Consider the following 20,404-nt stretch of genomic DNA (forward strand, 5'->3'; position numbering starts at 1 on the left):
TTCCTGATTATGTCCCCGTCCCTAGATTGCGCAAGCAAAACCAAGGGACGGACGGAATGGGCGAGATCTGGGGGGTGTTGGCGGCGGTGGCATCGAGCGCGCTCGGCGGCACCTCGATCGGGGCGACGCGGTTTCTGGTCGGCGCCATCGACCCGCTGGCGATCGGCGCGTTCCGCTTCGGCATCGGCGTCCTGCTGCTGCTGCCGCTGGCACTGCTGCAACGCCGGAACTGGCCGACGCGGCACGATTGGCTCGGCGTTGCCGGCCTCGGCCTGCTGTTCTTTGCGGCGTTTCCGGTCCTGTTCAATGCCTCATTGATCTTCACCACCGCCGCGCGCGGCGCACTCGCGCTGTCGACACTGCCGCTTCTGACCATGCTGGTCGGCGCGGTGCTGGGCGCCGAAGCGCTCACCGCGCGCAAGACCGCAGGCGTCCTGATCACCATCCTCGGCGTCTCGATGGCGCTGCTCTCCGGCCTCGCCACGGCGCCGCCTGGTGCCTGGCGCGGCGACCTCTTGATGATCGCAGCCGCGCTGTGCATGGCGCTCTACAGCATCTGGTCAAAACCCTATATCCGCCGCGCCGGCCCGATCCCCTTCACCACGCTCGCGATGGCCGCCGGGGCGGTGGTGCTCATTGTCGCCTCGCTGCTGCGCGGCAGTTTTGCGCCGGTTGCCGATTTCGGCGCGCCGCAATGGTCCGGCGCGATCTATCTCGGCGCCTTCGGCGCTGCGCTTACCTTCTATCTCTGGGCCTTCGCGCTGGAGCGGACGACGCCGACCCGGGTGGCGATCTCGGTCACCGTCAATCCGATCGCGGCATCGCTGGTCGGCGCAGCCCTGCTAGGCGAGCCGCTGAGCTGGAATCTTTTGGCCGGCATCGTCACCGTGTTCGCCGGCATCTGGATCGCGACCACCCAGCCGCCTCTGGCGCACGCGGTCGCCCCCGACATGCGCTGACCTGCGGCAACGCTCGCCAGCAAGGCCTTCCGCGAATCCGTGCTAGCCTGAGGTCCGGTCCCAGCGAACCCGAGGCGGCATGCCATTGAACATCTCCCTCTATGACATCTCCGTCTGGGTATTGCCGGTGGTCATTGCGATCACGTTTCACGAAGCCGCGCACGGCTTCGTCGCTCATCGGCTCGGCGACGACACCGCCTGGCAGCTCGGCCGCGTCAGCTTCAACCCGCTGAAGCACATCGATCCGTTCGGCACGCTGATCCTGCCTGCAGTGCTGCTGTTCGCGCATTCGCCGTTCCTGTTCGGCTACGCCAAGCCGGTGCCGGTGAACTTCCGCAAGCTCAATCATCCCAAGCTCGATATGGTGTGGGTGGCGCTGGCCGGCCCGGCCACCAACATCATCCTGGCGATCGCCGCGGCGCTGGCATTCCACGCAGTGCCATTGGTGCCGGCCGATGCCGCAAAATGGACCGCGGACAATCTGAAAAACGCCTTCCTGATCAATATCGTGCTCGCGATCTTCAACATGATGCCGATCCCGCCGCTGGACGGCGGCCGGGTCGCGGTCGGGCTGTTGCCAAGGCCGCTGGCGATCCCGCTCGCCCGGCTGGAGCCCTACGGCATGCTGATCCTGATCGGGCTGTTGATCCTGCTGCCGGTGATTGGCCAGCAAGTCGGCCTAAATCTTGATGTTATTTCAACGATACTGCGAACTCTGACCGGCTATGTAATCAACGCCCTTCTCCTCATTACCGGAAACACATAGCCTTGATCTGCGCACGACCCGACCGAAAACCGGTAGCCATTTTTCCGGGTCGCGCGTTGAGGACAGGAACGCTTCGAGGCCATGGTGATCAAAGCTGCCGATATGCTGATTGCACGACGCGCCGACACCCGAGCGCGGGCCGACTTTGCGACCTGGAAGATGATGGCCAAGCTGAACGGCGCCTCCGCCTTGCCGCCTGAGGCGCAGAATTTCCTGGCCATTTACAACAAGCTGCTGGGACAGATGAGCGAAGCCGACGCCGGCGAGGCGACCATCCAGGAGATGTACCGCACCTACTATGTCGAGATGGGCGGCGCCGGCAAAGCGCCGGAGGTTCCGGCGCGCGCGCGCGAGCCGGTCGCCGACAATGGCAACGTCACGACGTTCCGCCGCCTGCCCCCCAAGAAGACGAGCACCTCCGACCCGAACGCCAAGCGTTCGATGCCGGTGGCACTGATCTTCGCCTGCCTCGTCGTGATCTACGTCGCGATCCGGTACTACTGGAAATAGCGCCGTCCGCGCTTCACCCTATCCGCGTCTGATGATCGAACTCCGCGCACCGCGGCATCCCGTCGCGCGTCACCGGCTGCGCAATCGCCGCGGCGCGGAATATAGCGCACGATCAAACGCGCCGGCGCTCTAGGCGATGCACCCGATGCCGGGCATAATCCGGAACTCAAAAGCAAAATCATACTGGAGGGAAGATGAAGCGTTCCATTGCAGCCTCGGTCACGACGGCCTTGGTCATGGCCACGAGTCTTGCGTTCTGCGGCGGTGCGTCGGCGCAGACGATGGACAAGATCGCCAAGGTCGGCGCGCTCGGCGATCAGTCCGGCCTCTATCAGGATATCGGCGGTCCCGGCTCGACGGTGGCGGCGCAGATGGCGATCGAGGATTCCGGGCTGCTGGCGAAGGGCTGGAAGATTGATCTGATCTCGGCCGATCACCAGAACAAGCCCGATGTCGCAGTCAACATCGGCAAGCAATGGATCGATGTCGAGAAGGTCGACGTGTTCGTCGACCTCGCGGCCTCCAATGTCGGACTCGCGATCGCCAACCTCTCGAAGGAGAAGAACGTCGTCAACCTGAACTCGGGCTCCGCCTCGTCCGACCTCACGGGCGCGCAGTGTTCGCCGAACACGGTGCACTGGGTCTATGACACCTACATGCTCGCCAACGGCACCGGCAAGGCGCTGGTCAAATCCGGCGGCGACACCTGGTTCTTCCTCACCGCGGACTATGCGTTCGGCCAGGCGCTCGAGCGCGACACCTCGGCGGTGGTCACCGCGAATGGCGGCAAGGTGCTCGGCAGCGTCAAGCATCCGCTCAACAACGCGGACTTCTCCTCCTTCCTGCTGCAAGCACAAAGCTCGAAGGCCAAGATCGTCGGGCTCGCTAACGCCGGCGGCGACACCACCAACGCGATCAAGCAGGCCGCGGAATTCGGCATCGTCTCGGGCGGCCAGCGGCTTGCCGGCATGCTGCTGTTCATCACCGACATCAACGCGCTCGGCCTCAACGTCGCGCAGGGGTTGAACTTCACCGAGACGTTCTACTGGGACATGAACGACCAGACCCGCGCCTTCTCCAAGCGCTTCATGGAGCGCTTCAAGAAGAACCCACCGACCATGGTGCAGGCCGGCGTCTATTCCTCGCTGATCCACTATTTCAAGGCGCTGGAAGCGCTCGGCGGCAATCCGCATGACGGTCGCGCCGTGGTCGCCAAGATGAAGGAGATGCCGACCGACGATCTCCTGTTCGGCAAGGGCTCGATCCGCGTCGACGGCCGCAAGATCCACCCCGCCTATCTGTTCGAGGTGAAGAAGCCGTCGGACTCGAAATATCCGTGGGACTATTACAAGCTGGTCGCCACCATCCCCGCGGACGAGGCCTTCCTCCCGCTCGAGAAGAGCGTCTGCCCGCTGGTGAAGAAGAGCTGAGGCAACGTCGTTCCGGGCCGCGTGAAACGGCGAACCAGGAATCGACCAGCGGCACATTCAATGGAGAAATGGATTCCGGGTTCGCGACTTGTCGCGCCCCGCAATGACGCCGGGTCTGATCGCAGCCAGCCGCGGCGCGCTACTTCTTCGGCTTGTTGTAATTGACGTCGAGGCTGAACGAGAACTGATCGTCGGTCAGGTCGGCCGGCGGCGCCGGGACCGGATCGGACCGGTGGACCATCGAGATCGCCGCGTCGTCAAAGGCGGCATCTCCGGACGATTCCAGCACGGCAACCGACAGCACCTTGCCCAGACGATTCAGCACCAGGGCGACCTTCACCTTGGCCTCCTTGGCCTTGCCCTTCTCTGGGAATTTCTTGTGCAGGTCGAGATAGGCGCTGATCTTCTTGCCCCACTTGGCGGTCAGCAGCAGCTTGTCCTTGCCGATGCCTGGGTTGGGTGCCTTGGTGGTTTCCGACTGACGCGCGTCCTCCAATTTGGTCGGCGCGGCCGCCTCCGAGGCCTGCTGCGCTTCCTGCGCGTTGGCCTCGACCTTGGCGACCTTGGCCTCCTCCTCCTTCTGCTTCTTGGCAGTGTCTTCCGTCACGATGCGATCGGGGTCGTCGGACTCCACCGGCTTTTCCTGAGGCAGGTCGGTGTCCTTCACCTCGGCCTTCTGCTGCGCCATTTCCTGCATAGCCTGCTGCTCGTCAGCCAGCGGTCCAGGCGGTAGGGCCTCTTCGGTCGCATCCGCGGAAGCCAGCTCGACGGCGTACTCCGCGCCGGCAGCGCCGAGCCCCTCGTCGCCGTCGTCGCCGCGCAAATTGGTCAGTGCCAGCGCGGCACCGCCCAGATGCAGCCCGACTGCCGTCACGGCGGCGATCACCCAGAGCCGCTTCGAGGTCCGCAGATCGAGATCGGGGTTGGTGGACATCGCGTTCGCCGTCAGGGTTTGGCAGGATCGGCCTGCGCCGCCGCGGGCGCTCCCGGAACGCCCTCGAGCGCGACCAGCTTCACGTGCGTGTAGCCGCCGGCGCGCAGCAGCTCCATCACGCCCATCAGCTCGCCATAGGGTACCATCCGATCGGCCCGCAGGAACACGTATTTGTCCCGGGTCATGTCGGGCACAGCATCCAGCGAATTGACCAGGTCGACGCGCTTCACCGCGTTCTCCCCGATCGCCAGCGTCAGATCCGGCTTGATGCTGAGATAGGTCGGCTTGTCCGGCTTCTTCTGCGGCGTCGCGCTGGAGGTCGGCAGATCGATCGGCAAATCGACGGTCGAGAGCGGTGCCGCCACCATGAAGATGATCAGCAGCACCAGCATGACATCGATGAACGGCGTGACGTTGATCTCGTGGGATTCCGCGAAATCGTCGTCGCCATCGTTCTCGGAGATCGAGACTGCCATCGCCTACTCCGCCGCTGCGGCGCGCGCATGCGCGTTGCGCGGAACGTCGCCATGGGTGCGATCGAGATCGCGCGACAGCAGCCGTCCGGCGGCGCCCGAGGCTCGGTTGACGAGCTCGAGATAGACCTTCGTGACGCGCGAGAAGTGGTTGTAGATGATCACGGCCGGGATCGCCGCGACGAGGCCGATCGCGGTCGCGAGCAGCGCTTCCGCAATGCCCGGCGCCACCACGGCAAGGTTGGTCGTCTGCGACTTCGAAATGCCGATGAAGCTGTTCATGATGCCCCAGACGGTGCCGAACAGGCCGACGAAGGGCGACGTCGCGCCGATGGTCGCGAGCAGGCCCATGCCGATGCGGATCTTGCGGGCTTCGGCGCGCACGATCTCGGCGAAGCTCGACGCCGCGCGCTCCTTGATGCCGCTGTCGCTCGAGATGCCCGCCGACAGGCGCCCCTCCCGCATCGCAGCAGCGATGAACGACGACAGCACGCTACCCTTGGCACCGAGCGCGAACTGCGCTTCGGCCAGCGAGCGCGATTCAGCGATCTTGGCCAGCGCGCCACGCAGCTTGCGCTGCGCCACCGTCAGCTCGACCATCTTGGCGATGAACACCGTCCACGTGACGAGCGACGCGAATGCCAGACCGAGCATCACCGCCTTCACAATGATGTCGGCGTTCAAGAACATGTTCCACGGCGACAATTCGTGCAGGCCGGTCGAGGTCGACTTCAGCGACTTGCTGTCGCCGCTCGCGGGCGCAGCCAGGGACGCCTCGTTCGCCGTCGGTGCCGGAGCCGCCGCGGCAGGGGCCGGCGCGGCCTGAGCCTGCGGCGCCGCTTGTGCCGGCTGGGCGGCCACCGGCGCGGCCTGGGCAGCCGCCGCAGGCTGGGCCGCCGCCGGCTGGGCGGGTGCGGCCTGAGGCCGGGTCACGGGTGCGGGCTGCGCTACAGGCGCCGTTTGCTGCTGCGCCGAAGACGGCGCGGCCAGCATCAGCATCGCCAGCGAGGCGATCATGGCGGATGCAGCGGGGAACTTGAATGTCATCATCAGTTACACTTCAGCCCAGTGACGGATCAGGTTGTGATAAATCCCGGTCAATTTGACCGTTTCGGGGTCATCGCGCCCCAGCCGCTCCACCAGAGCCTGGATCGCGGTATCGAGATCAAAGATCAGGCTGCGCCCGTGTGCATCCCGTATCATGCTCTGCAGCCAGAAAAAAGACGCTACCCGGGTCCCCCGCGTGACCGGCGTGACCAGATGCAAGCTGGAAGCAGGATAAACTACGAGATCGCCCGCCGGCAGCTTGATTTCATGGGATCCGTAGAGGTCTTCGATGACGAGCTCGCCGCCATCGTAGTCCTCCGGCTCCGATAAAAACAGCGTGACCGAGAGGTCGGTGCGGATCCTCATGCCCGTCAGCCTGTCGCCGCGCACCGCATTGTCGACGTGCAGGCCGAAATGGTGCCCGTCACTGGCGGCATAGCGGTTGAACAAGGGTGGAAAGATTCTAAGCGGGATCGCCGCCGAGATGAAGCGCGGGCTCGCCGACAGCGCCGACAGGATGCGGTTGCCGAGCTGCCGCGCGACCTCGCTGTCGGGCGGCAGCTGCTCGTTGCGCTTGACCATCGCGGACGCGGCGCCGGCGGTCGAGCGGCCGTCCTCCCATTCGGCTTGCGCCATGATGCGGCGGAAGTCCGCCACATCAGCCTTGCTCAATACGTTGGGAACACAGACCAGCATCTCGTGCCGCGAAGCCTCCGTCAGTAACGCGCAGAAACAACCAGATACGCGGCGCGTCCCGGCGCTTCGAGCACGAACGGCGCCGCGCTCTGGTACAGCGCATCGTAGTAGCGCTTGTCGAAGATGTTGTTGACGAACAGCTTCATGGTCCAGTGCTTGTCGATCTTAGCTTCGGCAAAGGCGTCGAAGCGCCAATAGCTCGGGATCGAGGTGCCCTGGTTGGCCGCGAGCAGCGTGCCGCCATAGACCTTCGAGCGATACACCGCCTGCCCGCCTAGCTCCCACATGTCGGTGAGCTGGTACTTGGTCAGCATGCTGAACGACTGGTGCGCGACGTTGGCGAGCGGCAGTCCGACATTGCTGGAGTACAGGATGGTGTTGGCCGGCGGCGCCAGCGACCTCGTCACTGCCGACTGCATCAGCACGAGACCGCCGAACACGCTCCATTTGTCGGTGATCTTGCCGCCGACGCCGAGATCGATGCCGCGGATGCGGTAGGCCGCGCCCGCGGTGATGCAGGAGATATTGCCGGTCGTCCCGGTCGGATAGGAGCAACCGAGCGCTGCCGCCGCGGTGGCGTTGTTCACGTTCTGCGATTCGCGCGCATTTTCCTTCTCGGTCTGGAACAGCGCCGCCGTCACCAGCAGATGACGATCGAACAATTCCCACTTGGTGCCGACTTCGATCGCCTTGTTCTTTTCCGGCCCGAAGATCTGGGTATTGCCGCCGTTCAGCACCGGAGACAGGCCGCCATACGCCGTGCTGGTGCCGTCGAATTCGGCGCCGACCGGGTTGGATGAGGTCGCATAGGCCGCATAGACGCTGCCGTTCGGCAACGGCTTCAAGGTGAGGCCGAGGTTGAAGTTCGGCATCCCGAAGTCGGCCGACTGACTGCCGAATGTGGTCCTGCCGCCCGAAGTCAGATAGCCTGACGTGTTGATCTTGTAGTCGTCGTAGCGGATGCCGCCATTGAGGATCACGAAGTCATTGTAGTTCGCGGTATCCATGATGTAGCCGCTGGTGGTGTCGATCCCGATCTTGGTCGGCAGCCCGGACAGCCCCGACGGAATCGGGAACGGAATGTTGGTGTATTGCGGATTGAACACGCTGACGCCGGAGAGCGATCCGCTTCCCGTGAATGCCGATGTGCCGGTCGTTATTTCCGAGCTCAGGCCGAGATATCTGTCGATCGACGACCGCTCGTTGTCGTATTCGACGCCGGCCGTCGTCGTGTGCTTGAAGCCGAGGCCGTCGACCGACTTGTAGGTCGCCTCGGTCTGGTTGGCGAACACGTCGGTGACCTGGTAGCGGCTTTGCGGATTGGCGCTCAACGTATACGCCGTGAACGGAGCGCCGGCGGCAAGCGTCGGCGCTTCCGGCAGCGTGCCGATGTAGTTCTGGGTCGAACGCGATTCCCGGATCTTGTTGCTGACCACGAGGTCCGGCGTGATCTGCACCTCGGCATTGATCGTGCCGATGTCCTGCCCGGTCCTGAAGAAGTCGCGGTTGACGAAGCCGTAGAAATTGTTGCGGTTGACGCCGAAATCCGGGAACGGACCGCCGGCCGTGCTCGCGGTGCTCGGCCGATAGTACGGCACGCCGAAATCCGGGAGTCCGGTCAGTTCGGTGTGGATGTAGTTGCCGGTGATCTTCACCGCATCGACCGGCTTCCATGTTCCGGCGACGAACGCGCCGTTGCGGTCGTCGGTGACGTAGCTGCGGCCGGCGACGCCGGCATCCTGGAACAGGCCGCCGGCGCGGATCGCCAGCGTCGGGCTGATCACCTGGTTGACGTCGAGCGTCACGCGCTTGGTGCGATCGGTGCCGAACGTGGTGTCCATGTTGTAGAAGCTGTTCTGCGTCGTCGCCTGCTTGGTGACGATGTTGATCGCGCCGCCGGTGGTGCCGCGGCCGGCAAAGGACGAGCCCGGGCCGCGCAGGATCTCGACCTGCTCGGTGAAGAAGTTCTCGCGGACGCTGACGCCGGAGTCGCGCACGCCGTCGATGAAGATGTCGTTGCGCGCATCGAAACCGCGGATGAAGAAGCGGTCGCCGAAGGCATTGCCGCCCTCGCCCGTGCCGAGCGTGACGCCGGCGGTCGACAGGATCGCCGACTTCAGCGATGTGGCGTTCTTGTCTTCGAGCACGTCCTTGGTCAGCACCGTGACCGATTTCGGCGTGTTCAGGATCGGCTCGGGATATTTCCCGGACGACTGCAAACGGTCGCCCTTGTACGGCGCGGCCGGATCCGCGTACGGATCGCGGTCGGCGGGAAGACCGCCGGCGTTGGGAAACGGCACCGGCGCTTGCTGTGCCTGCTGGTTGTTACGGCGCGCGGCGCGGCGCAGCGCGTTGCGGGCGCGGACCTGGTCCGCAGTGGGCCTTGACGTCACGGGCCGCGGGCGAGCGACCGGGGCATCGACATTCACCGGCGGCAGGTTGGATTGCTGCGCTTCAGCCCCCGAAAACGACGCCACCGCGATCAGGCTCGCGACTGCGGAGACCTTCGTGACGGAATAACCGGTGTCATCAGCCGAACCGATCGCTGCATCAAAGCGCAGCGATCTCGGCGCCTTCACATTGCTCATGTCTTGCTCGCCCCAGAAAAATCAGCTCGTTCGCGAAATGAAGCTGCGACGAACTGTCTCCATCGGTTATCGAGCGTGACCTTTTTTATCAATGCGACGAGCGCAACAGTCGGCTTGAATCGCCCCAATTCAAAGCGATTCTAATCTACGGTTTGAAATCGTTCTAAACTGTAGTTTTTAAGTGTTCTAATAATCGTTCTAAATCGATGCCGCCCGTCATTGGCTGCCGCGTGCGGGCGCTGTCCATGCGACCACGCGATTACTCGGCGCTTGGCGGCTTCATCAGCGAAAACAGCTCGTCGATCGTCCGCTGCGCGACCTGCCGCACGCGGTCGCTGTTCTCGAGGCCGGCGATGTTGACGCCGTTGACGACCGCTTTGATCTCGTCGCGGAAGTCGGTGAGAAAGCGCAGCGGGTCGCGCTGCTCGTTGGCGACGCGCGCGATCAATCCGGTAACCAGGATCTGGCATGCCATCATGCGCCCGTTCAACTCATCCATCGCAGCCCTCGTCCTCTCGCATCGTCGCTGCGCGATATGGACGACATCCCGCGACGATTCAACCGGCTCGCGCACGCTGCAACGGGTGAATGGATGGAGCGAAGGAATCTGCGCACGATGAGATGCGCTATTTCGCAGCGATGCGCTCCGCCTCCTCGCCGAGCGCCTTGATGCGATCCTTGACCTCGCGCAGCGTGGCGAGGCCGCTTTCGACATGCTTGTCCGAGACGTCGCGCAGCACATCGCCGGCGATCGCGTCGCGCAGGCTGTCGAGATCGTCGACGAGGCGGCGCCCGCTCCTGGTCAGGAACAGGCGATTGGCACGGCGATCCCTGGGATCGGGACGGCGTTCGAGCAGGCCATGCTCGACGAGGCGGTCGAGCAGCCGCACCAGCGAGATCGGCTGCAATTCGAGGACGTCGGCGAGATCGACCTGGGACAGTCCCTCCTGCTCGCGCAGGCGGAACAGCACGATCCATTGCGCACGCGTGGTGCCTCGCGCCTTGGCGCGATGATCGATATAATTGCGCAGCAGCCGGGAACTCTCGACGAGCTGCGCGATAAACTGGCGTTTGAGATCGAGCGACATAGGGGTCCTCGGTGCGTTTCCCAGGCGAATTGTTTCTGCTCGTTTCTGACCTAAACCTTTCCAAATGTTTAGGATTCTCAAGCCTTGGTGTGTTTACACATTAAGTGCACGCATATTATATCCGCAAGCTCTGTGAACCGTTTCGATCAGCCTTTATTGTTACGTCGAACCCAAGAGTCCGCATGTCAAAGTCACGCACCATCGGTTGGGTTTTAGTGATCGCTGCGGTCGGCGCCGCCGGTTATTTCGGCTGGCAGAAACACACGAGCAACCAGCAGGCGATCGAAGCCGCGCAGAAGCGATCCGCCCAACGCCCGGCCGTTCCGGTCAAGATCTCGCCGGTCGAGAAAGCCGACTTCCCGGTCTATCTCACCGGCCTCGGCACCGTGCAGGCGTTCAACACGGTCCAGGTCCGCACCCGGGTCGACGGTCAGATCACCAGGATCGCTTTTAAGGAAGGCCAGTTCGTCAAGGCAGGGGACACGCTGGTCGAGATCGATCCGCGGCCCTATCAGGCGACGCTCGACCAGGCCAAGGCCAAGAAGGCCCAGGACGAAGCCAATCTCGCCAACGCCAATCTCGACCTGCAGCGCACCACCAGGCTCGGCGAGTTCGCGACACGCCAGCAGCTCGACACCCAGCGCTCCACGGTGGCGCAGCTGACCGCCCAGATCTCGGCTGACGAGGCCGCCATCTTCAACGCCCAGACCCAGGTGGACTACACGACCGTCAAATCCCCGATCGACGGGATTGTCGGCCTGCGACTGGTCGATATCGGCAACATCGTCAATGCCTCGGCCCAGACCGGCATTGTCACGATCACCCAGATCGAGCCGATCACGGTGATCTTCACCGCGCCGGAAGACCAGCTGCCGGATATCAAGGCGGCGCTGGCCGTGGCGCCGCCCAAGACCATTGCCCTGACCACCGACGGCAAGCGGGTGCTATCCACGGGAACCCTGGCGCTGATCAACAATCAGGTCGACACGTCAAGCGGGACTGTCCGGCTGAAGGCGGTGTTTGATAACAAGGACCACGCGCTGTGGCCGGGCCAGTCGGTCTCGACCCGCCTTCTGGTCAGGACCTTGAAGGATGCCACCGTCGTCCCGGATGACGCAGTGCAGCATGGCACCGATGGCCTCTACGCGTATTCAGTCAATCAGGAGAACAAGGCCGAGCTTCGCAAGATCAAGGTCAGCCAGTCGATCGACGGCAAGTCGGTGATCGACGAGGGCCTGTCGCCCGGACAGCAGGTGATCACCGCGGGGCAGTACAAGGTCTCGCCGGGAACCCCGGTGACAACGGCAGTGGCGAGCTCGGATCCGTCCCAGTCGAAGGTTGCGCAGGAATGAGCGTCGGCGCCGGAATTTCCGCACCATTCATTCGTTTCCCCATCGGCACCTCGCTGCTGATGGCGGGCATCCTGTTCGTTGGTCTCGTCGCCTATCCCCTGCTGCCGGTCGCGCCGCTGCCGCAGGTCGACTTCCCCACCATCCAGATCACTGCGACCCTGCCCGGCGCCAGCCCGGAAACGATGGCGACATCGGTCGCCCAGCCGTTGGAACGCCAGTTCGCGCAGATCCCCGGCATCGCGCAGATGACCTCGACCAGCTATCTCGGCACGGCGGCGGTCACCATCCAGTTCGACCTCAACCGCAGCATCGACGGCGCCGCCAACGACGTGCAGGCCGCCATCAACGCGGCCAGCGGCCAGTTGCCGAAAACCCTTCCCTCGCCGCCGACCTACCGCAAGGTCAACCCGGCGGACTCGCCGATCATGCTGCTGTCGGCGACATCGGACACGCTGCCGCTGACGACGGTCAGCGATGCCGTCGACGCCCAGCTGGCGCAGCAGATCAGCCAGATCTCGGGCGTTGCGCAGGTCATCATCGGCGGCCAGCAGAAGCCGTCGGTTCGCGTCCAGATCGACCCCGCCAAGCTCGTCGCCAAGGGCCTGTCGCTGGAGGACGTCCGCGCTGCGATCAACATCGCCACCGTCGACAGTCCGAAGGGCAACATCGACGGCGCCACCCGCGCCTATACCATCTACGCCAACGACCAGCTGCTCACGGCGAGCCCGTGGAACGACGTCATCATCGCCTACCGCAACGGCGGGCCGCTGCGGATCCGTGATATCGGCCAGGCCGTCACCGGGCCCGAGGACGCCAAGCAGGCCGCCTGGGCCAACGGCAAGCGCGGCGTATTCCTGGTCATCTTCAAGCAGCCCGGCGCCAACGTCATCGACACCGTCGACAAGATCAAGGCGGCGCTGCCCCGACTGGTCGCCGCGATCCCGCCGGCGATCAAGATCGACGTGATCAGCGACCGCACCACCACGATCCGCGCGGCGGTCGAGGACGTCCAGTTCACCCTGCTGCTGACCATCTTCCTGGTCGTGATGGTGATCTTCGTCTTCCTGCGCAGTTTCTGGGCGACCGTGATCCCGACGGTCACGGTGCCATTGGCGCTGCTCGGCGCCTGCGCGCTGATGTGGGTGTTCGGCTACACGCTCGACAATCTGTCGCTGATGGCGCTGACGATCGCGGTCGGCTTCGTGGTCGACGACGCCATCGTGATGCTGGAGAACATCAGCCGCTACATCGAAGAGGGCGAGAAGCCGATGGCTGCCGCCTTCAAGGGCTCGCAGGAAATCGGCTTCACCATCGTTTCGATCAGCATCTCGCTGGTCGCGGTGCTGATCCCGCTGCTCCTGATGGGCGGCATCATCGGCCGCCTGTTCCGCGAATTCGCGGTCGTGCTCGCGATGACCATCTTCGTCTCGATGTTCGTGTCGCTGACGCTGACCCCGATGATGGCCTCGCGCTTCCTGCGCGCCCACAATGACGAGAAGCACGGTCGGTTCTACCAGCTCAGCGAGCGCGGCTTCGACGCCATGCTGCGCGGCTATCAGAGCGTGCTCGACCTCGCGTTGCGCTGGAAGTTCACGACGCTGATGATCTTCTTCGGGACGCTGGCGCTGTCAGTCTACCTGTTCGTCGTCATCCCGAAGGGCTTCTTCCCGCAGCAGGACGTCGGCCTGATCACCGCGACCTCGGAAGCCAACCAGGACATCTCCTTCGCCGACATGAAGCGGAAGCAGGAGGAACTCGGCAAGATCGTGCAGCAGGATCCCGCGGTGGCGACGGTGGCGATGGCGATCGGCGGCAGCGGCCGCGCCGGCAACAACGGCGCGATGTACATCACGCTGAAGCCGCTGAAGGATCGCGACGCCAACGCGCAGCAGGTCATCGCCCGGCTGCGGCCGAAGCTGGAGAAGGTCGAGGGTGCCCGGCTGTTCATGCAGGCGGCGCAGGACGTCCGCCTCGGCGGCCGCCCGACCCGCACCCAGTTCGAATTCACGCTGCAGGATGCCAACCTCGCCGAATTGAACGAATGGGCGCCGAAGATTCTCGGCAAGATGCAAACGCTGCCGCAGCTGCGCGACGTCGCCACCGACCAGCAGACCAACGGCACCACGCTCGAATTGAAGATCAACCGCGACACCGCCTCGCGCTATGGCATCCAGCCGCAGCTGATCGACGACACGCTCTATGACGCGTTCGGCCAGCGCCAGGTGACGCAGTACTTCACCCAGCTCAACAGCTACCACGTCATCCTCGAGGTGTTGCCGGAGCTCCAGGGCGCGATCGACACGCTGAACAAGATCTACATCAAGTCTCCGCTGACCGGCGAACAGGTGCCGATCTCGACCTTCGCGACCTGGACCAGCGTGCCGGTACGGCCGCTCTCGATCAGCCACCAGGGCCAGTTCCCGGCGATCACCATCTCGTTCAACCTGGCGCAGGGCGTTGCGCTCGGCCAGGCGACGGAAGCGGTGCAGAAGGCGATGGTCGACCTCGGCGCGCCGCCGACACTGAGCTCGAGCTTCCAAGGCACCGCGCAGGCGTTCCAGCAATCGTTGTCGACCGTGCCGCTGTTGATCCTCGCGGCGCTCGTGGTCGTCTACCTGATCCTCGGCATTCTCTACGAGAGCTACATCCACCCGATCACGATTCTGTCGACGCTGCCGTCGGCCGGCGTCGGCGCGCTCGCGATCCTGATGGCGGCCGGCTTCGACTTCTCGCTGATCGCGCTGATCGGCATCATCCTTTTGATCGGCATCGTGAAGAAGAACGGCATCATGATGGTCGACTTCGCGATCGCGGCCGAGCGCGACCAGCACATGGAGCCTGTCGCGGCGATCCGCCAAGCCGCCCTGCTCCGCTTCCGCCCGATCATGATGACGACGATGGCCGCCTTGCTCGGCGGCGTGCCGCTGATGCTAGGGACCGGCACCGGCTCGGAAATCCGCCAGCCGCTCGGCTACGCCATGGTCGGCGGCCTGATCGTCAGCCAGGCGCTGACGCTGTTCACGACGCCGGTCGTCTACCTCTATCTCGACAGGCTCTCGAATGCGTTTGCGAACTGGGGCCGCTCGCCGCGCACCGACCACGATGCTGACGACGACGAGCATGGATCGGTCAAGGAGGCCGCCGAGTGACTTGACTTTGCTGGCATCCCGGCACATCCGAAAGATGTCCATTCGGAGCCGGTACCGTGAAGATTGTCGCCAAGTCGCTCTTCGTCCTGCTGACCGCGTTCGGCATGGCCCACTCTGGCCACGCCCAGACGGCCAAGAGCAAGAACGCGCCCGCTCCGGCAGCTGCGCCCGCGGCTCCTCAGGGTGATACAGCAGCCCCCAACAATTCCGGCTGGATTGCGCGCTGCACCAGTGCGAGCCGCGACGCTCCGCTCGAATGCGCGATGGAACAGACCGCGGTGCTCACCAAGACCGGCCAGCTCATCGTGCTGGTCAATATCCGCGTTCCCGGCGACACCCGCACGCCGGTGGCGCTGATCCAGCTTCCACTCGGATTGAACCTGCCGGTCGGCGCCAAGCTGCAGGTCGACGACGGCAAGGCCGTCGACGTGCCGATCCAGACGTGCGAGGCACGCGGCTGCTACATCAATACGCCGATCGCCGCCGATGTCCTGACCCAGCTGAAATCGGGCAAGCAGCTCAAAGTGTCGTTCCAGAATCTCGGCAAGGAAACCATCTCCATCCCGATGCCGCTTGCGGACTTCGCGACGGTCTACGACAAGATCAAATAGCGCCGCGCAGCGTAGCCGTCCGCTATCGCTCCCGCTTGTAGAGGAACGCGTTGTCCGGCTGCGGCATGCCGATGGTCTTGTAGAACCCGATCGAGTCCGGCGCCGACAACAGCAGGCACATCGATTCAGGTCCGGCGAGGCGCCGCGTTTCCGCGATCAGACGCTTGCCGATGCCATGTCCCTGGTATCCGCGATCGACCGCAAGGTCCGACAAATAGCAGCAATAGGCGAAATCGGTCAGCGCGCGCGACACGCCGACCAGCTTGCCCGCCTTCCGCGCCGTCACGATCAGATTCGCATTGGCGATCATGCGCTCCATCCGGTCGGTATCCGCCAGCGGTCGCCGCTCGCCGAGGCCCGACTGCCGCAGCACCTCGATGAACTCATCGACGCCGATCGACGCTTCGCGGGCATAGAGAATTTCGTCCATCAGCCTAAACCTCTGTTGCAACGAGCCGGACCACACGCGCGAGACCATGGTGGATTACGCCGGACCAATCCACCCTGCCGTGATGGCACACATACGACTGGTCCTCCGTCGGCAGCTGCAGCCGGCTATCTCGTCGGGATTTGAGAGGATGATCACGCCACCGAGGCGGATTGGCTGGGGAACCTGGATTCGAACCAAGACAAACAGAGTCAGAGTCTGTTGTGCTACCGTTACACCATTCCCCAAGAATCGTCCGTGGTATCAACAGCTTAGCTGGATGACTGGACATCTCGGTGCAGCGGGTTCGCCTGCCAAATCAGCGCCCGCGCGAGAGCGACCTTCTACCCGCTTGGTCCCACGCTTGGCAAGCATTGTTGGCGGAGCGGGCGCGAAAATCGCAAGTCGGGACGCCACTGACCCGACCGGTGCGAGCCACACGAGTCACATCCCGGCGAGCAATTCCAGCAGCAGTTCGGGCCAGGCTGCCCACACGGCTCCAACACCAAATCCGGCGGTGCCGAACCCAATCGCGCCGATCCAGCCGTGGCACCCAAATCCCTGCACGCCGATCACGGTTGCCATTCCAACCATCGAAACCGTCCAGGTTACCTGAACCACGACAACGAGCGTCTTGATCATTGGTCTCACGCACAATCGCTTGTTGGAGTAACCGCCCTAACAACGGCACCCGCGGCGCCTTCGCGCGGACGTCGCGACCGTTCTCTCTGGTTGGTGCGGCTCACCGGCGGGCCGTTCACACACCTCCCTCGAAGTTGATCGCCCACAGACCGCCGGACATCAGCGCCAAGCGTGGGGACGCAGGCCTTAGCGCGGGACATCGGCGCAAGGCATGTCATCTGACGTGTCATGCTTACGCATGCACCGCCCGTTCGTGGAAAAGGTCGAGCCGCGTCTCGTGAACGCCTTGCCGGCCCGACCTCAGTACAGCCCGCCCCTCCCAGACCGCATCACGGCCCGATCGGCGTCCGGCGAAATGCCCTGCTGGGTGCCGTCGATCACGTCGGTGCCGGCGACCATCCCGGGATCATTGAACGGCGGCGCCTGGCCCGGCTTGAAGGCCTCGAGCACCACGCCCCGGTTCTGGCCGGGCACAGCGCGCTGGCCAGTCTTGGCATCGACCAGGACCAGCCGGATGCCGACCGGCTGCTTGAACGGGGTGGCGGGCTTGTCGGCCAGCGCGAGCTTCAGGAAGTCGCGCGCGATCGGCGCCGCGGTATGGCCGGCCTGCGCGTTGCGGCCGAGCGAGCGCGGCTTGTCGTAGCCGACATAGAGACCGACCACGAGGTCCGGCGAAAAGCCGACGAACCAGAGATCCTTGGCCTCGTTCGAGGTGCCGGTCTTGCCGGCGAGCGGCTTGCCGACGTCCTTCAGCGCGGTGCCGGTACCGGCCTGAATCACGCCCTCCATCAGCGAGGTGATCTGGTAGGCGGACATCGCGTCAAGCACCCGCTCGCGGCGGTCGACGAGCTGCGGCTCCGGCTGGTTCTTCCAGCCCTCCGGTGCGTCGCAGCCGCGGCATTCGCGCTGATCGTGCTTGAAGATGGTGTGGCCGTAGCGGTCCTGGATGCGGTCGATCAAGGTCGGCTTCACGCGGACGCCGCCATTGGCGATCATCGAATAGGCCGTGGCCATCCGCATCACCGTGGTTTCGCCGGCGCCGAGCGCGTAGGCGAGATAGTTCGGCAACTCGTCATAGACGCCGAAGCGCTTTGCATATTCGCCGATCAGCGGCATGCCGATTTCCTGCGCCAGCCGCACGGTCACCGTGTTGAGCGAGAGCCGCAGCGCGTTGCGCAGCGTCACCTGGCCCTGATACTTGCCGGTGGAGAAGTTTTCGGGCCGCCAGATGTTGCCCTGCCCCTGGTCGATCTCGATCGGCGCGTCGATCATCATGGTCGATCCGGTGTAGCCGTTGTCGAGCGCCGACGAATAGACGATCGGCTTGAAGGTCGAGCCGGGCTGCCGATAGGCCTGCGTCGCGCGGTTGAACTGGCTCTGGTCGAACGAGAAGCCGCCGACCATCGCCAGCACGCGGCCGGTGTGCGGATCCATCGCCACCATCGCACCCGACAGCTCAGGGATCTGTCGCAGCCGGTACTGGCCTTCGACGCGCTGGCCGTCCTTGCTGAAGAGCGGGTCGGCGTAGATCACGTCGCCTGGCTGCAGCACCTGCGCCACCGATGTCGGCGTCTTGCCCTTGCTCTTGGCCCAGCGCGCGCCGTCCATCGTGATGATGCCGGTCTCGCGCTGCTTGCTGATGGCGCCGCCGAGCTCGCGGCCCGGCTGGAAGCCGATCCGTGCCGACTGGTCGTTGCTCTCCAGCACCACCGCCATTCGCCACGGCGAGATGTCGGACAGCGATTTGATCTCGGCGAGCGGCACGCCCCAGTCACTGGTCAGGTCGAGCCTTTGGATCGCACCGCGATAGCCCTGCTGCTCGTCATAGTTCACGAGCCCAGCCACCATGGCCTTGCGCGCCATCACCTGGACCTTGGGGTCGAGCGTGGTGCGCACCGACAGGCCGCCCTCATAGAGCTTCTTCTCGCCATAGCGCTCGAAGATGTCGCGGCGGACTTCTTCCGAGAAATATTCGCCGGCGAAGGTGTGCGCGCCATTGCTGCGGTTGGTGACGGTCAGCGGCTCCTTGCGCGCCTTGTCGGCGTCGGCCGCGGTGATCCAGCCGTTCTCCTGCAGGCGGTCGATCACGTAGTTGCGGCGCTCGACGGCGCGCGCGCGGTTGCGCACCGGATGCAGGCTGGCCGGCATTTTCGGCAGCGCCGCCAGATAGGCCGCTTCCGCGACCGTCAGCTCATTGACGGACTTGTCGAAATACACCAGCGAGGCCGCCGCGATGCCGTAGGCGCCAAGGCCGAGATAGATTTCGTTGAGATAGAGCTCGAGGATCTTGTCCTTGGAGTAAGCCCGCTCGATTCGCATCGCCAGCAAGGCTTCCTTGATCTTGCGGGTGAACGACACCTCGTTGGTCAAAAGGAAGTTCTTGGCGACCTGCTGGGTGATCGTCGAGGCGCCCTGCGGCCGCCGGTTGGAACCGAAGTTCTGGATGTAGGCGACACCGGCGCGCGCCATGCCGGTGTAGTCGACGCCGCCATGCTCGTAGAAATTCTTGTCCTCGGCGGCGAGGAACGCGTTGATCACGAGCTTCGGCACCGCCTGGATCGGCAGATAAAGCCTGCGCTCCTTGGCGTATTCGCCGAGCAGCGAGCCGTCGGCCGCGTGCACGCGGGTCATCACCGGCGGCTCGTAGTTCTGGAGCTGCGAATACTCGGGCAGGTCCTTGGAGAAATGCCAGAACAGCCCTGCGACCGCGGCCAGACCAGCCAGGAACAGGATGGTGCCTGCGGTGAACAGGAACCCGAAGAACCGCAACAGAAATTTCATCGACCAGATTTCCGTGGCGAATACGTCGCTCGTTCTGAGCGCGCTGCGTGCCACTTAGGCCGCCCGGTATATCGGTCGCTCCATGGACCTGCAATTCAACACCGGAGAATTAAAGCAAGCCAGGCGTCAAACTTATGCCATAGAGCCCGGCTCGCGCCCGCAGCCAAATCGGCAGACCTCGCCGACTGGCAGCGCCCGCGGAGGCTGCATCGATCGCCGCTGCAGCGCTGCGCGCTTCGCGCACCGCGCCTGATAGCGCTGCGGTCTCGATACGCTTGCGCGGAGAGCACGTTCCGAAAGAAAAGCGCGGGCCGGACGGACCGATTCCCCGATCCGGCCGACGATTTGGGTGCTGCGACATCAGAAATCGGTGGACAGCGCCGGCGCGCCAATCACATTAAGGATTTGTTAACCATAACTACCGCAAGTTGTTGGCATACACCGACTCGCGACGGGCTGATTTGGATGGCACTGCGCGGATTCAAACGGCCATTTACGGCCGACCCTAACGTTCTTGGATTTCCAAGACCACCCGCATCGGCCATGGGCACAGAAGCCTTGGACCTCGTCTATCAGGCGGCGGATTTGTTCCGCAGCATCGAGGACAGGGCCCGCGCCGGCGAAGCGCGCGCCGAGGCCGCCGAACAGGCGCAGCTCGAAATCATCGCCGCCACCGAGCGCAAATTGAGGGATGCGTCGCGGGCGCTTGAGGAAGCCCGACGGCGCATCGAGTCCCAACAGGAGCAACTCGATGCGGCCGAATTCCGCGCCCAGGCCGCCGAAGTCGAGGCGCGCGAAGCCAAGCAATCCCTGGCTCTGATCGAAGACGCGATCCGCCAGCGCTTGCTGCTGACCAGCGGGCAAAAGGACGGCAGGTCGACCGCCGTCGCCTGACCGCAGCGCGGATCAATTGGAGCGGCAGCCCGCACGAGCGGAGCGACATGCGGGAGC

18 protein-coding genes and 1 tRNA gene are annotated in these 20,404 nt (G+C 64.3%); 8 read left to right on the plus strand and 11 right to left on the minus strand.

Annotation, left to right across the window (positions count from 1 at the left end):
- Positions 1–56 precede the first annotated feature (56 nt).
- The 4 genes from ACZBJS_RS02310 to ACZBJS_RS02325 all read left to right on the plus strand — a co-directional run bounded on the left by ACZBJS_RS02310 (position 57) and on the right by ACZBJS_RS02325 (position 3,665).
- Positions 57–959 (plus strand): DMT family transporter, encoded by a 903-nt coding sequence (locus tag ACZBJS_RS02310; RefSeq protein ID WP_316394959.1) that lies wholly within the window; start codon positions 57–59, stop codon positions 957–959.
- An 85-nt stretch (positions 960–1,044) separates the two neighbouring features.
- Positions 1,045–1,725 carry a site-2 protease family protein gene (locus ACZBJS_RS02315; protein ID WP_316394972.1) on the plus strand — a complete coding sequence of 227 codons (681 nt, stop codon included), beginning with the start codon at positions 1,045–1,047 and terminating at the stop codon, positions 1,723–1,725.
- A 102-nt stretch (positions 1,726–1,827) separates the two neighbouring features.
- Positions 1,828–2,235: a hypothetical protein gene (locus tag ACZBJS_RS02320; protein WP_316394971.1), complete on the plus strand. Its 408-nt coding sequence runs from the start codon at positions 1,828–1,830 to the stop codon at positions 2,233–2,235.
- A 236-nt stretch (positions 2,236–2,471) separates the two neighbouring features.
- The gene (locus tag ACZBJS_RS02325; RefSeq protein WP_410469695.1) at positions 2,472–3,665 is read left to right on the plus strand and encodes an ABC transporter substrate-binding protein; all 1,194 of its coding nucleotides are present in this window, start codon (positions 2,472–2,474) and stop codon (positions 3,663–3,665) included.
- A gap of 139 nt (positions 3,666–3,804) precedes the next feature.
- Here the strand turns inward: ACZBJS_RS02325 and ACZBJS_RS02330 are convergent, their stop codons facing one another.
- The 7 genes from ACZBJS_RS02330 to ACZBJS_RS02360 form a co-directional block, all read right to left on the minus strand.
- Positions 3,805–4,599 carry a cell envelope integrity TolA family protein gene (locus ACZBJS_RS02330; RefSeq protein ID WP_316394957.1) on the minus strand — a complete coding sequence of 265 codons (795 nt, stop codon included), beginning with the start codon at positions 4,597–4,599 and terminating at the stop codon, positions 3,805–3,807.
- Between the two features lie 11 nt (positions 4,600–4,610).
- Positions 4,611–5,075, minus strand: coding sequence for a TonB system transport protein ExbD (gene exbD / locus ACZBJS_RS02335; RefSeq protein ID WP_076826519.1), 465 nt, complete (start codon positions 5,073–5,075; stop codon positions 4,611–4,613).
- 3 nt (positions 5,076–5,078) lie between these two features.
- Positions 5,079–6,122, minus strand: coding sequence for a tonB-system energizer ExbB (gene exbB, locus ACZBJS_RS02340; RefSeq protein ID WP_143270793.1), 1,044 nt, complete (start codon positions 6,120–6,122; stop codon positions 5,079–5,081).
- A 3-nt stretch (positions 6,123–6,125) separates the two neighbouring features.
- Positions 6,126–6,815: a Fe2+-dependent dioxygenase gene (locus ACZBJS_RS02345; protein ID WP_076826517.1), complete on the minus strand. Its 690-nt coding sequence runs from the start codon at positions 6,813–6,815 to the stop codon at positions 6,126–6,128.
- A gap of 20 nt (positions 6,816–6,835) precedes the next feature.
- Positions 6,836–9,403 carry a TonB-dependent receptor gene (locus ACZBJS_RS02350; protein ID WP_316394955.1) on the minus strand — a complete coding sequence of 856 codons (2,568 nt, stop codon included), beginning with the start codon at positions 9,401–9,403 and terminating at the stop codon, positions 6,836–6,838.
- A 259-nt stretch (positions 9,404–9,662) separates the two neighbouring features.
- Positions 9,663–9,902, minus strand: coding sequence for a hypothetical protein (locus ACZBJS_RS02355; protein WP_028344615.1), 240 nt, complete (start codon positions 9,900–9,902; stop codon positions 9,663–9,665).
- Positions 9,903–10,029: 127 nt separating this feature from the next.
- Positions 10,030–10,491 (minus strand): MarR family winged helix-turn-helix transcriptional regulator, encoded by a 462-nt coding sequence (locus ACZBJS_RS02360; RefSeq protein ID WP_016841339.1) that lies wholly within the window; start codon positions 10,489–10,491, stop codon positions 10,030–10,032.
- Between the two features lie 182 nt (positions 10,492–10,673).
- On the opposite strand from ACZBJS_RS02360, the gene ACZBJS_RS02365 reads away from it, so the two are divergent.
- From ACZBJS_RS02365 to ACZBJS_RS02375, 3 genes are all read left to right on the plus strand, one after another.
- Positions 10,674–11,843, plus strand: coding sequence for an efflux RND transporter periplasmic adaptor subunit (locus tag ACZBJS_RS02365; protein WP_076826513.1), 1,170 nt, complete (start codon positions 10,674–10,676; stop codon positions 11,841–11,843).
- Entirely contained in the window at positions 11,840–14,992 is a 3,153-nt protein-coding gene (locus ACZBJS_RS02370; RefSeq protein ID WP_310884787.1) for an efflux RND transporter permease subunit, read from the plus strand. The genes ACZBJS_RS02365 and ACZBJS_RS02370 overlap by 4 nt, the downstream gene beginning before the upstream one ends.
- Before the next feature lie 104 nt (positions 14,993–15,096).
- Positions 15,097–15,603 carry an invasion associated locus B family protein gene (locus ACZBJS_RS02375; protein ID WP_225160697.1) on the plus strand — a complete coding sequence of 169 codons (507 nt, stop codon included), beginning with the start codon at positions 15,097–15,099 and terminating at the stop codon, positions 15,601–15,603.
- 22 nt (positions 15,604–15,625) lie between these two features.
- Here ACZBJS_RS02375 and ACZBJS_RS02380 read toward each other — a convergent pair whose 3' ends face one another.
- The 4 genes from ACZBJS_RS02380 to ACZBJS_RS02395 all read right to left on the minus strand — a co-directional run bounded on the left by ACZBJS_RS02380 (position 15,626) and on the right by ACZBJS_RS02395 (position 19,453).
- On the minus strand, positions 15,626–16,033 hold the full coding sequence (locus ACZBJS_RS02380; protein ID WP_018271115.1) for a GNAT family N-acetyltransferase: 408 nt from the start codon (positions 16,031–16,033) through the stop codon (positions 15,626–15,628).
- A gap of 171 nt (positions 16,034–16,204) precedes the next feature.
- Positions 16,205–16,278 (minus strand) — tRNA-Gln (locus ACZBJS_RS02385).
- Positions 16,279–16,474: 196 nt separating this feature from the next.
- On the minus strand, positions 16,475–16,672 hold the full coding sequence (locus ACZBJS_RS02390; protein WP_463438301.1) for a hypothetical protein: 198 nt from the start codon (positions 16,670–16,672) through the stop codon (positions 16,475–16,477).
- A 300-nt stretch (positions 16,673–16,972) separates the two neighbouring features.
- The gene (locus ACZBJS_RS02395; RefSeq protein ID WP_463438302.1) at positions 16,973–19,453 is read right to left on the minus strand and encodes a penicillin-binding protein 1A; all 2,481 of its coding nucleotides are present in this window, start codon (positions 19,451–19,453) and stop codon (positions 16,973–16,975) included.
- Positions 19,454–20,011: 558 nt separating this feature from the next.
- Between ACZBJS_RS02395 and ACZBJS_RS02400 the strand changes: the two genes are divergently transcribed.
- Positions 20,012–20,347, plus strand: a complete 336-nt coding sequence (locus ACZBJS_RS02400) for a hypothetical protein (RefSeq protein WP_316394926.1) — start codon at positions 20,012–20,014, stop codon at positions 20,345–20,347.
- Positions 20,348–20,404 lie beyond the last annotated feature (57 nt).

The sequence above is a fragment of the Bradyrhizobium sp. KZN70725 genome (assembly GCF_055264925.1).

Coding starts and splice junctions, on each gene's coding strand:
- ACZBJS_RS02310 (WP_316394959.1), top strand. CDS start 57: ATGGGCGAGATCTGGGGGGTGTTGGCGGCGGTGGCATCGAGCGCGCTC.
- ACZBJS_RS02320 (WP_316394971.1), top strand. CDS start 1,828: ATGCTGATTGCACGACGCGCCGACACCCGAGCGCGGGCCGACTTTGCG.
- ACZBJS_RS02325 (WP_410469695.1), top strand. CDS start 2,472: ATGGCCACGAGTCTTGCGTTCTGCGGCGGTGCGTCGGCGCAGACGATG.
- ACZBJS_RS02330 (WP_316394957.1), bottom strand. CDS start 4,599: ATGTCCACCAACCCCGATCTCGATCTGCGGACCTCGAAGCGGCTCTGG.
- exbD (WP_076826519.1), bottom strand. CDS start 5,075: ATGGCAGTCTCGATCTCCGAGAACGATGGCGACGACGATTTCGCGGAA.
- exbB (WP_143270793.1), bottom strand. CDS start 6,122: ATGATGACATTCAAGTTCCCCGCTGCATCCGCCATGATCGCCTCGCTG.
- ACZBJS_RS02345 (WP_076826517.1), bottom strand. CDS start 6,815: ATGCTGGTCTGTGTTCCCAACGTATTGAGCAAGGCTGATGTGGCGGAC.
- ACZBJS_RS02350 (WP_316394955.1), bottom strand. CDS start 9,403: ATGAGCAATGTGAAGGCGCCGAGATCGCTGCGCTTTGATGCAGCGATC.
- ACZBJS_RS02355 (WP_028344615.1), bottom strand. CDS start 9,902: ATGGATGAGTTGAACGGGCGCATGATGGCATGCCAGATCCTGGTTACC.
- ACZBJS_RS02360 (WP_016841339.1), bottom strand. CDS start 10,491: ATGTCGCTCGATCTCAAACGCCAGTTTATCGCGCAGCTCGTCGAGAGT.
- ACZBJS_RS02365 (WP_076826513.1), top strand. CDS start 10,674: ATGTCAAAGTCACGCACCATCGGTTGGGTTTTAGTGATCGCTGCGGTC.
- ACZBJS_RS02370 (WP_310884787.1), top strand. CDS start 11,840: ATGAGCGTCGGCGCCGGAATTTCCGCACCATTCATTCGTTTCCCCATC.
- ACZBJS_RS02375 (WP_225160697.1), top strand. CDS start 15,097: ATGGCCCACTCTGGCCACGCCCAGACGGCCAAGAGCAAGAACGCGCCC.
- ACZBJS_RS02380 (WP_018271115.1), bottom strand. CDS start 16,033: ATGGACGAAATTCTCTATGCCCGCGAAGCGTCGATCGGCGTCGATGAG.
- ACZBJS_RS02390 (WP_463438301.1), bottom strand. CDS start 16,672: ATGATCAAGACGCTCGTTGTCGTGGTTCAGGTAACCTGGACGGTTTCG.
- ACZBJS_RS02395 (WP_463438302.1), bottom strand. CDS start 19,453: ATGAAATTTCTGTTGCGGTTCTTCGGGTTCCTGTTCACCGCAGGCACC.